At 38.2% G+C, this 12,117-nt stretch carries 9 protein-coding genes and 1 other annotated feature; of the genes, 2 read left to right on the top strand and 7 right to left on the bottom strand.

The features are described 5' to 3' along the window. Positions 1-8: 8 nt before the first annotated feature. Both cuyB and CWR45_RS01280 read right to left on the bottom strand, forming a co-directional pair. Positions 9-743: a cysteate racemase gene (gene cuyB / locus CWR45_RS01275; RefSeq protein WP_115748243.1), complete on the bottom strand. Its 735-nt coding sequence runs from the start codon at positions 741-743 to the stop codon at positions 9-11. A 31-nt stretch (positions 744-774) separates the two neighbouring features. After that, positions 775-2,247, bottom strand: a complete 1,473-nt coding sequence (locus CWR45_RS01280) for a UDP-N-acetylmuramoyl-L-alanyl-D-glutamate--2,6-diaminopimelate ligase (protein ID WP_115747989.1) — start codon at positions 2,245-2,247, stop codon at positions 775-777. A 648-nt stretch (positions 2,248-2,895) separates the two neighbouring features. Here CWR45_RS01280 and CWR45_RS01285 point away from each other — a divergent pair. Next, entirely contained in the window at positions 2,896-3,321 is a 426-nt protein-coding gene (locus tag CWR45_RS01285; protein WP_115747990.1) for a MaoC family dehydratase, read from the top strand. 164 nt (positions 3,322-3,485) lie between these two features. On the opposite strand, the gene CWR45_RS01290 is transcribed toward CWR45_RS01285, so the two are convergent. The 4 genes from CWR45_RS01290 to CWR45_RS01305 form a co-directional block, all read right to left on the bottom strand. After that, entirely contained in the window at positions 3,486-4,646 is a 1,161-nt protein-coding gene (locus tag CWR45_RS01290; protein WP_115747991.1) for an acetoin utilization protein AcuC, read from the bottom strand. Beyond that, positions 4,643-5,293, bottom strand: coding sequence for an acetoin utilization AcuB family protein (locus CWR45_RS01295; RefSeq protein ID WP_115747992.1), 651 nt, complete (start codon positions 5,291-5,293; stop codon positions 4,643-4,645). The genes CWR45_RS01290 and CWR45_RS01295 overlap by 4 nt, the downstream gene beginning before the upstream one ends. Before the next feature lies 1 nt (position 5,294). After that, positions 5,295-5,948, bottom strand: coding sequence for a GNAT family N-acetyltransferase (locus CWR45_RS01300; protein ID WP_115747993.1), 654 nt, complete (start codon positions 5,946-5,948; stop codon positions 5,295-5,297). Between the two features lie 309 nt (positions 5,949-6,257). Continuing rightward, positions 6,258-9,185 (bottom strand): transglycosylase domain-containing protein, encoded by a 2,928-nt coding sequence (locus CWR45_RS01305; protein ID WP_115747994.1) that lies wholly within the window; start codon positions 9,183-9,185, stop codon positions 6,258-6,260. A gap of 129 nt (positions 9,186-9,314) precedes the next feature. Continuing rightward, positions 9,315-9,544, top strand: a binding site (T-box leader). 59 nt (positions 9,545-9,603) lie between these two features. On the opposite strand from CWR45_RS01305, the gene tyrS reads away from it, so the two are divergent. After that, the gene (tyrS, locus tag CWR45_RS01310; RefSeq protein ID WP_115747995.1) at positions 9,604-10,875 is read left to right on the top strand and encodes a tyrosine--tRNA ligase; all 1,272 of its coding nucleotides are present in this window, start codon (positions 9,604-9,606) and stop codon (positions 10,873-10,875) included. 138 nt (positions 10,876-11,013) lie between these two features. Here tyrS and rpsD read toward each other — a convergent pair whose 3' ends face one another. Then, positions 11,014-11,616, bottom strand: a complete 603-nt coding sequence (gene rpsD, locus CWR45_RS01315; RefSeq protein WP_115747996.1) for a 30S ribosomal protein S4 — start codon at positions 11,614-11,616, stop codon at positions 11,014-11,016. Positions 11,617-12,117: the final 501 nt, after the last annotated feature.

The raw sequence follows: 12,117 nt of genomic DNA on the forward strand, positions 1-12,117 counted from the left end.
TGCTTCAATCAGATATAAACTTGCTCATCGATTAATGATGATTTGGATTTTTTCCCAGATAATCGTATCGCATTTTCAATCAAAATCTCCATCGGGTCAATAGAGTGCTTTTTGCTCTCTTCACTTAAAGTGACAGATGATAATTCCGTACAACCTAAAATCACGCAGGCACAGTTCTCCTTTGTTATTAATTCATGGATCAAAGCGTCAAGCTTGACTGGTTGATAATTGACATCTGCTTTAATGTTGTAAATGATATTCATTACTTTTTCTTGGGTCTCTTCATTTGGATGGAAGGGCTCAAGTTCATTTCGTTTGCATTCATCCTCATAAATACCAGTAGATATCGTACCATTTGTTGCTAGGATGCCGACCTTACTTCCTTTACCATGTTTGTGATAAATATATTCAGCAGTGTCGCGAATCATGTTAATTATATTAATATTAGTCATTGCTTGCATCTCATCATAGAAATAATGGGAAGTATTGCAAGGAATGGCGATATTAGCAACACCGGCATGTTCGAGCAGTTCGATATCTTTTCTCACAGCATCTATGAATGATTGGCCCTCACCACGTAAGATTGCTTCGGTACGGTCTGGGAGGGTAGCGTGACTTAGGATGATTGTATCGATATGGTCCTGGTCCTTATGTGCCACCGTATGATTAATGATTTTTTCATAGAAAACCTTGGTTGCTAAAGGGCCCATTCCACCAATAATTCCTAATTTTTTGTCTGTCATGATTGCACCACCAAAATATAAATTTATTGCATTAAAATGTCTTGGCTGCAAGTGCATCCAGTGCAATTTCCTTTTCATTAAAGGAAATTTCCTTGTCGCCAATAATCTGCGTTGTTTCATGTCCTTTTCCAGCAATAAGGATAATGTCATTCTCATTACTTATGTTAATCGCGTGCTCAATAGCTTCCTTACGATCAGGGATTGCTTCATATGCTCCCTCATGATTTTCCATCGCCTGAATCGTTTCATTCATTATCAATACTGGATCATGGTGTTTCGGGTTGTCCAATGTGATAATCGAAAGGTCAGCAAGTCTTGATGCGACATGGGCCATGCCATTAAATTTCTGTTTTCCGTCCTCGCTAAGGTCTGCATAGACACCAAATACGAGAATGATTCGACCTTTTGCAAAAGGTCTTAATGTATTGATTGCCTTTGCCAATGCATCCTCTGTATGTGCGAAATCGACAATTACTTTAAAGTTATTTTTTTCATAGACTACTTCAAGTCGACCTTTAATTTCTTTGACTTGATGAATCCCTTGTTGGATGACCTCGATAGGAATTCCGTTATTATACGCACATGCAATAGCTGCTAAACTATTTAAAACATAGATTTCGCCTGGTAGGTTTACTCTAATCTTCACGCTCTCTGTTGGTGTATGCACCGTATAGACTGTATGATTAAAGGAATATTCTATGTCAGTTGCATAAATATCAGCTTGATTATGGATTCCATAGGTGACTAGCTTCGTATCGTAGTTTTTCACCCGATCAATGAGTTTTCGACCATATGGATCATCTGCGTTGATGATATTCCAAGAATCGGTCATTTCGAATAATTTAGCTTTTGCCTCGAAATACTCGTCCATATTTTTATGCAATTCAAGATGGTCTGGTGTAAGGTTTGTAAAAATCCCAGTATTAAACTTACTATAAGCAACCCTGTCTAAATTGAGTGCATGGGAGGAAACCTCCATCATACAATTTTTCGTGTTTTCTTCTACCATTGCTGCGAAAAATTGTTGAAGATTTAGAGATTCCGGCGTTGTATTCTTTGTTTGGATTACTTGATCATTTATCACGGTCCCGATCGTACCAATGAGGGCGATTGATTTCTTAGCTTCATCGTAAATGGATTTAATAAAATAAGAGATCGATGTCTTTCCGTTTGTTCCAGTAATTCCAATTAAATTTAATTTTTCTGTTGGGTGATGGTAGAAGTTTGCAGATACAAGTGCTAATGCATTTCTTGTATCTGCGACTTGTAAAATCGTCACATCTTTATCAGTAGTTACCTTTCGTTCCGCAATAATAACACTTGCGCCACGCTCAATCGCGCTATCGATATAGTTATGTCCATCAACAGAGAATCCAGTGATGGCAACAAATACGCTGTTTGTTTGTACATCCCGGGAATCATAGGCAATGGATTGAATTTCTTGGTTGATATCTCCTTGAATTACATCAAAAGATAGGCTTTGTAAAATTGATGTTAATAACATTGTTTCGTCTCCTATCGTACGTGTTAATTACATACTTCGCTATGTTCGCGAGTTTTTCGACTTTATTTGCAGTAAATGACAAATATAAGATTTCAGTTCTAATTGCTAGTCGTTTTTCATCAACTTACTGAGAAGCAGATTGATGCTTTCTGTAACTATTTTTTACCGAATGGGTTGTCCCATAAGATTTAATAAATTATACCAGGGAAGTTCGAATATTGTACTTGATTCTCTTATGGATAAAATACCGCAACAAGACTACCATAATGTACTTGGTAACAATCGAAGGAGCTAATATTATCCGTTGATATAAGACTGATAAAAATGATTAAACTATGATAACGTCAAGATCTTTATCTAATTTATTATAGCTTTAAATGGCTTCTATGTCTAATCTTGATTTGTCTCAGACATCTGGTCAAATCTGGGGTGGGGATAGACTTAGAAGGGTGATAAAGAAGGGAAAGTAACGGAATGAAATAGTTACTAGTTTTCAGCAAGATGCGAAATTACAATTATCTTCAAAAGATGAAAATATAGTATAAACGACGGTCGTCAGCACGCGGGCAGTTGGATAAATAATTTACCTTTATTAGTAGATGATGCTAATATAAATGAGTATACCAATTAATAAATAGAGGTGCATATATGAAATTTGATGAGTTTACAATTGGACAAGTGTTTGAAACGAAGGCATTGAAATTAACAAAAGACGCTATTATGAAGTTTGCAGGTGAATTTGATCCTCAATATATGCATTTGGATGAAGAAAAGGCAAATCATGGAAGGTTTAATGGGATTATTGCTTCTGGGATCCACACGCTGGCAATTTCATTTAAGCTTTGGGTGGAACAAGGTTACTATGGGGAAGATGTTATTGCTGGGACACGAATGAATAATATAAAATTTATAAAGCCTGTGTACCCAGGTGATGAATTACATAGCATTGTTAAGGTTATTGATAAAAAGACATCCAAAAATGAAACGGGTATCCTTACTGTAACATTGTCTACTTTTAATAATAAAGAAGAAAAAGTTTTTGAAGGTGACTTGTCAGTCTTAATAAAACGATGATGAGCTATGGAGGCAAATTAAATTTTTAACAGATGTGCACTTATGCTGAACAGAATGATAAACAAAGGCTTGGAGATAATTTCTCTAAGCCTATTTAATTTCGTTTATATTATGCACAGATTAAGTGTAAGGTCGTTAATGAAAGCGAATGGGTTTACAATGTGCTAGCTTGCAGAAGTATTTGTATACTTTAACAGGTGCTGGAGGTTCTTGTTGTTTTTCTCTTTAATTTCTTCTTTTCTTGGTATGACTGGATAGGCTTCACTTGAGTCATGCCAATGGGTGGGGAGGGGGAGTGGAGATTTCGGTTGCCATTTCTCCAGCCACTCTTTTGGAAGATCGCCGGTTGCAATTTGATCTGCCTTCATCACATTCCAGATTTGTGCCCATGCCCTTGGAACAACACGCCAAATATCATAGCCTCCACCGCCTAAAGCAATCCATTTTCCATCACAGTAAGTTTGTGCTAACTCCTTTGCCAAGACAGGTATCCTTTCGTAAATTTCCATTGTGCCACATAAATGTGTGAGCGGATCATAGCAATGTGCATCTGCACCGTTTTGTGTAAGAATAACATCTGGTTTAAAAAACGCCGCAATATTTTTGAAAGCGGATTCATAAACTTCGATGAAAGAATCATCCTGTGTAAATGCATCGATTGGTAAATTAAAGGAGTAGCCATGCCCTTCTTTTATTCCTCGTTCATTCACTTCACCAGTACCGGGGAAGAGGTATCGTCCTGTTTCATGAATCGAAAAAGTACAAACATCTGGATCATCATAGAAAGCAGACTGTACACCATCACCATGATGTGCATCGGTATCAACATATAACACTTTTAACTGATAGTTTTCTCGAATGTATTTTATTGCAATCGCTGCATCATTATAAATACAAAATCCAGATGCTTTCCGTTTGAACCCGTGATGGAGGCCGCCACCAAGATTGAGTGCATGGTCAGACTCACCATTCAATACTGCATCTACGGCTGTTAAAGAACCACCAACTAAGAGGCTCGCTGCTTCATGCATATTTTGAAAAATAGGAGTATCTTCTGTCCCGAGTCCGTATAGTAAACCTTCGTCTTTATTTAACTTTCCTTTTCCTGCATTTTTGACAGCTTCGATATAAGAGTGATTATGGAATAATCGTAATTCCTCGTCGGTTGCAAATCGTGGGCTGACTATATCCTGATCCTTTAACATCGCTGTCGATTCAAGTAATTCTTTCGTCATCAATACCCGTTGCTGGTTGAACGGATGGTCCTGACTAAACTGGTATTGCAAATATTCTTTGGAGAAAACGAATGTTGCCTTTCCTGTCATAGTTTTGGCTCCGAAATATTATTCGGCCAAAGAAGATTATAACCAGCATTTCGTAAATCTTGAATGACGGGCGTTGGATTCATAGTTTGAATTCGAAAAACAAGAATTTTATAATCAGGATCATCTTTATATGGATAGATTAACACAGATACGATATTGACGTTGCGTTTTCCTAAAATTGCTGTTACACCTGGAAGCATTCCGGGGATATCGAGCACCTTTACTTCAATAAGCGAACTTTGGACATTTGTTCCTGTTAATTGAATTAATGTGTAGAGCATATCTTTTTCCGTTACGACTCCGACCAATTTATAGTTTTGTACAACAGGAAGGCAGGCAATTTCCTTATCATGAAAAACGCGGGCAATTTCTTCTACAAAATCAAGTGGATGTACACTAATTACTGGACTGCTCATAATCGTTTGAATTTCATTTTGTAATTCCTGGTGATTGCCATTTTTAATGAAAATAGAAGGACTTGCGTCGCGAATATCACGGTCAGACACAATGCCGATCACATGATACTGTTCATCGACAATCGGGATATGTCGAATCCGGTAGTCCTGTAATAATCGCAAGCCCTGTGCAATCGTTGCAGTGGGCGGTAATGTAATTACATCTTTTGTCATGATTTCTTCTACTAACATATTAAATACCCTCCCTCATGGAACGATTATTATGACGACCAAGAAAACGTAGTAGGTCGAACGTTTCAAGTGATTCTTGTGGCACGTTTTTGCCTATACGAACCATTAAACAGTTTGCTGGATGTGAGATTATTTCCGGATCATCGGTAGGGGCAGGTAATAGCCCGCCAGCTGCCATCATTTTCTCCATTACTTTACGGTAATTCCAAATGCTTAAGTTGGTACCCTCTAAATCCCAATGCCAATAATATTCGGTGGAAATGATAATATAATTCTCCATATATTCATCGCTGATTGAAACTTCGATTAAGCTCGAACCGACTCTTTCTCCGCGATATTCGGGAATGATCTCAATTGCACCTAACTCAATTAAATCCTGCATATGAAAGGTAGACCATCTTTCAAGTGGATCTGGATGCAGATAGGTTACATAGCCGATAATGGTTTCTTCTGTTCGTGCAATAATAATTCGGCCTTCAGAAATGTTGGCGATATCCAATATTGCCTCAAATTGCTTTGAAGGAGGCCGGAATGCCGTTAAATGTTCATGGAAATGATATTTCTCCAATTCACTTCTAGTGACCGGGCCTTCGATTACAATAGCTCCTTTTGAGGTTTCCAGCGTTCGTTTGATATAAGTCTTTGTGTGTTTCATTGGTTCACCACCTAAATTGTAATCCGCTTACATAACTCTATTATACAGGATTTAGGGATGAAATTTTAGTATTTTTTGAAATATGATTACATTAAGTGTTTTGACTTGAAATTAATAACTATATATTTCGAGTCTAACGCTTTGGAAATACACTTTATATGCGGGTTAAGGTGGTCGGTGAGCCCCCAAGTAAAGAGAGCACTTCGCAGTGTCACTGAAGCTATTTCTCATTGGAAACAAGGAAGAACTCAGCACAGCAGGCCATATAAATACAAAAAAAGTAGAGAAGCGCATTGCTTCTCTACATGATTATTCGGTGTCACTATTTTCTGTGTTTTCCTCAGCAGGTGGGGTTTCTTCGGTTTCATCGCTAGTCTCTTCATTAGTTTCTTCCGAAGTCTCTGTTTCATCTACACTAGCTTCATCTGTTTTTTCTTCATCTGCATTTTCTGGTTTTTCTGGTTGTTCGGCTTTTGGCTTACCTACTGCGACTTCCTTAGATGCAGCGGATTCTAAACCGAAATAATCAACTGATTTTACATGATAAACTCCAGCACCATTTCCTATTGAATAGGAGGTTGATGTTGTTTGTCCAATTTTTGTAAACTTACCGCCAGCCTTGTCGGCGCGATAGATGCGGTAGCCAACCACATCTTTACTACCAGGTATTTTCCATGTTAAGTTACTTCCTGATTTCGTAACAGAAGTAGGGGCTCCTGGTGCTTTTCCGTCATCTGTTACCGAACTGCCGACTTTGGAACTTGGAATGCCGATTTTTTCCCATTTGCTTCGTTCTGCTGGTGGGAAGAGCAGGGTAAGATCAGATAGTCGATCATAGCCATTTCGCTTTAGGAATTCTGGGTTGAATGTCAGTCCATCCCCTTGGACAAATTCAGCTGGTGTTTTTGCACCGGCTAATACAGATCTACCATTAACAATTACTTGTTTGCCTGTAATTAAACTGTCATCTCTCTGTGTAGGAACAAACTTGGCGTTAAAGAGATCCGTTTTTACGAGTCCTGCTCTGGAACATAAATCAGATGGAAGCATTCCTGAAATGGAACAGTAGCTTTGCTCCACGATGCCGTCTGGTCGGGCAAACTTTTCCGATGGTGCCATTAATTCCGGATTTAGATCAGATGCCGAATTTACAAGCTCGGCCCAAAGCTTAATATTTCGATTCGTATGATGCAGGTCACAGGATTCACAGACTAATGAATCTGGTGTTTTATAACCTATCCATGCACCAAACGTCACATTTGGGTTAGAGGCAACAAATAATACATCCTTTGTGTTTTGCGATGTTCCTGTTTTTCCAGCCCAATCGACATTGCGGTATTTTAATTGTGAATTTAAGTATGTTGCAGATCCTTCAGAAATGACATCACGCATCATGTCGAGTGTTAAATAACTTGTTTGCGGTGAAAACACTGGAACAGGTTTCGCTTCATGCTGATAAACAACTTCACCATCTGTTGTTGTTATTTTTTCGATCATATAGGCATTAACGAATTGCCCGCTATTCGCGAATGTTGCATATGCGTTCGTATTTTCTTCGAGTGTAACACCTGTCGACGTTCCACCAATCGCAAGGGATAGATTCGCATATTCATTGTCACCTAATGTTGTAATGCCCATTTTCCTTAGGTATTGATCTACAGGATTATCATTCATGACTCGTTCGTATGTTTTAAGTGCAGGGATATTATAGGAATTTGTTAAATTATCCCGAGCAGAAAGAATACCGTGAAATCTTAAGTCAAAGTTCCCTGGAGTATATCCTCCCCATGATGTTGGAATATCTGCAATCGGTGTTCCAGGCTGAACAATTCCTTTTTCCATTGCTGGTGCATAAGCGAGCAGTGGCTTCATTGTACTACCGTTAGAACGTGGGCGGGTCATGTAATTTAATTGGTTCTCTTCATCAAATCCACGTCCACCAAGGAAGCTAATAATTTTCCCTGTACTATTTTCGATTAAAACCCCACTTGCTTGAACAGATTGCTGTATTTGGGCTGGCCCTTCCTCTGTATTTACGGTTGTTACAGTATCAGGTCCATATTGTGTAAAATTCTTGGCAACTTCTTGAAACTTATCATAGATTTCTTTATTTATTGTCGTATGGATTTTATATCCATTCATTCGTAATGCACGGTCTGCCATTGTGTTGTATTCCTCAAGCAATCCTTCTGTGTTCCTTAAATCCTCCATCGTGTATCCTGCTTCTTTCGCAAGAATATTACGAATAATATCTTTTGCTCGTGCTTCTACTTCTGTTGTTAAATACGGGTAAATTTCATTAGGAGAATCGACTCCTTTAGTGAAATCTGCCACAATATCATAATTTATTGCTTCGTTATACTCTGCTTCTGTAATATATTCCATATCGAGCATTCTATTTAGTACAGTGTTCATCCGGTTTAATCCAAGCTGAATTCCAGCCTCATCCTTTAAACCGCCACCATTTTTAAAAGGAGTGTATGCGGAAGGGCTTTGTGGCAATCCGGCTAAATATGCTGCTTGTGCTAGATTTACTTCATTCGCATTAATTCCAAATATACCTTGAGCGGCAGTTTGAATTCCGGCAATATTTCTTCCGGAAGCATCCCGACCATATGGAATGATATTCAAATACGCTTCTAATATTTCATCTTTATTGAGAAATTGTTCCAAGCGCATTGCAAGTAAAATTTCTTTTGCTTTACGTTCGAACGATACTTCATTCGTTAGGATTTGGTTCTTAATTAATTGTTGTGTTAATGTACTACCACCTGATTGTACGGAGGTATTCATCACTTCTTGTAATAGTGCGCGGAGAATAGCCTTTGGAACAACCCCGTGATGTTCTTGAAAGTATTCATCTTCTGTTGCAATCACAGCGTTTGTCAATATAGGGGATATATTTTCTAATGTTGTTTCCTCACGATATAAATCAGATCTTACATCACCAAAATAGACATCATTCGCAAAATACAGCTTGGATGTTTCTTCGTAATTATAGATGTCTTTTTCCATTTCTTCAGCACTTCGGAGTGGCTCGTCCTTTACGAGTGATGCGAAATAACCCGCGCCAATTCCACCAATAAAGAATACGGCTATAAAACCTGCAATTAGAAAGAATAAGATAACGCTCCAAACAACATCGTATGTAATTCTTGATGCTAGCTGAATCTTTCCTGTTTTCCATAATGTTTTTATTTTAGTCGCAAATTTTTGAAGCGATTCTCTAAAATTCATGTAAAAACCCCCTAAAATTCTTTTATTATTATAGCATAATAGCAATTTTTGTTATACAGTATTTTCGAATTATATATTGCAAATAGATTACAGATATGGTATGAATAGATATATGCATTTTATCGTATAGTATATGTGATGAAGGAACTTGAGTAGTGTTGCAAATCCCTTTAATAGAGAGCTAGCGGCTGGTGGGAGCTAGTATACATTTGCAGGCGAATTACAATCTGGAGCATTTTCAGGCTCATGTCGTATGATTTTATGACTATGAATCGGAACGGTGGAGACATCGTTAACAATCCCAAGTGGCTAATAAATTAGCAACAAGGGTGGTACCGCGTGTTCAACTCGTCCCTTTTTTTGATAGGGATGGGTTTTTTTATTTTCGTTTAAATAATCGTGATGGAGAGTGGTAGGAATGGACATTTTACAAGACTTAGAAAATCGTGGGTTAATCCAACAGGTGACAGATCGAGAGGGACTTGAAGAGCATCTGGCAACGAATCAGGTTACATTATATTGTGGCTTTGACCCGACAGCAGACAGCCTGCATATTGGTCATTTAGTCCCGTTAACGATGCTGAAACGTTTCCAAAAAGCAGGTCACAAACCAATCGCGCTTGTTGGTGGTGGAACTGGATTGATTGGTGATCCAAGCGGCCGTTCTACGGAGAGATCTTTAAATACAGCTAATACTGTTCAAGGCTTTGTAGATAGTATTCAGCAGCAAATTGCGAAAATCGTTGCATCAGGTGAGGGAGAGAATCCAGTTGTTTCGAGAAATAACTTCGATTGGCTAGGTAACACTACTGTAATCGATTTTCTTCGTGACACAGGGAAGCACTTTAGCATCAATTACATGCTTGCAAAGGATTCTGTTGCATCGCGTATTGAGAACGGGATTTCGTTCACCGAGTTTAGCTACATGCTGCTGCAATCACTCGATTTCTTGAAACTGAATGAATCAGAGAACTGTACATTACAAATTGGTGGTAGTGACCAGTGGGGGAATATTACTGCTGGAATGGAATTGATTCGTCGTTCAAGAGAAAATCAAGACGAAGAAATTAAAGTATTCGGTCTTACTGTTCCACTAATTACAAAGGCAGATGGTACGAAATTCGGTAAATCAGCTGGTGGAGCGATTTGGCTCGATGCTGAAAAAACAACACCATATGAATTTTACCAGTTCTGGATTAATACCGATGACCGTGATGTTATTAAGTTTATCAACTACTTTACGTTCTTAGATGCTGAAGAAATACAAGCATTACAAGAGGAAGTCGACAACCGACCGGAAAATCGTGTAGCACAAAAACGATTGGCTGAAGAAATAGTGAAAGTAGTCCATAGTGAAGAAGCGCTCATTCAAGCACAGAAAATTTCCGATGCATTATTTAGCGGGGATTTGAAACAGTTGTCGGGAAGCGATATTGAGCAAGGCTTTAAAGATGTGCCAACATTTGAGGCGGCAAAAGAAGAAATTGGCTTAGTTGATCTGCTAGTAAATGCAAGGATTTCTCCATCGAAAAGACAGGCGAGGGAAGATATTCAAAATGGTGCCATTTACATTAATGGTGAGAGACAGCAAGAGGTAGGCTATGTTGTAACAGCGGATGATCGCATTGAAGATACGTTTACGATTATTCGCCGCGGGAAGAAAAAATATTCATTGGTTAACTTTAAGTAAGGTAAGGGCGCGAACAAGTTGGGGAACTTGTTCGTGCTTCTTTTTTGTTAAAGTATAATAGTTATTTAGGAAACTATAGAAATAAAAAACCTCAGAAACATAAAGTCTCTAAGGTTTTTAAAACGAATAGCTTTAAACTTAACGAGAGTAGAACTCAACGATAAGCGCTTCGTTAATTTCTGCTGGAAGTTCAGAGCGTTCTGGTAAACGAGTGTAAGTTCCTTCTAATTTATCAGCATTAAATGTTGTATATTCAGGAACGAAGTTGTTTACTTCAATTGCTTCTTTGATGATATCAAGCTTTTGAGAACGTTCGCGAACACCAATTGCTTGACCAGGTTTTACAAGGTATGATGGGATATCAACGCGTGATCCATCAACCAAGATATGACCATGGTTTACTAATTGACGTGCTTGACGGCGAGTACGAGCAAGACCAAGACGGTAAACAAGGTTATCAAGACGTGATTCAAGTAAGATCATGAAGTTCTCACCATGAATACCTTTTTGTTTACCAGCTTTGTCAAACAAGTTACGGAATTGACGTTCGTTAAGTCCGTAAGTGAAGCGAAGTTTTTGCTTCTCTTGTAATTGTAAGCCGTATTCAGATTGTTTCTTTCTTTGGTTCGGTCCATGCTGACCAGGAGCGTAAGGGCGTTTATCTAATTCCTTACCAGTTCCAGTTAATGAAATGCCAAGACGACGTGATTTTTTCCATACTGATCCAGTAAAACGTGACATAGGACATTTCCTCCTTTATATTTTATTTTGTATAAAAATAAAATGACCGTATTCTTTACGTTGTCCATTATGTTTTCATGTACCATCGCTCCAGCAGCAGAGAGTTACACGATACACCTCGGATTAGGAAGGGCTTCTTCACCTTCATGAGGAACAAAATGGGTTCAAGCGTCGAACACACTAGGCTACCTTATTAATTTACACAACAACAAGTATATAATTTATTCTTGTGAATGTCAAGAAAAAATCTTGCATATTTTCCATATTGATTATTTTCTATCAGATGGTTGTTTTTATTAGGTAGGAAGTATTACAACATAACCTGGGAAGTGAGATAGCTCACAGGCCGACCGGTGGTTGTATACACTTCGCAGGGGTGCGCGATTCCTGCAGTATATATTATATCAATATAAGAATTAAGAAGAAAATAAATAGCTGAAAAATCTCCTAAGTGTAAAAAATTTACAATTCATTTGCAGATAAGTTATAGGAAAATATTAC

The sequence above is a fragment of the Oceanobacillus chungangensis genome (genome assembly GCF_003369565.1).
Taxonomy (GTDB): domain Bacteria; phylum Bacillota; class Bacilli; order Bacillales; family Amphibacillaceae; genus Oceanobacillus; species Oceanobacillus chungangensis.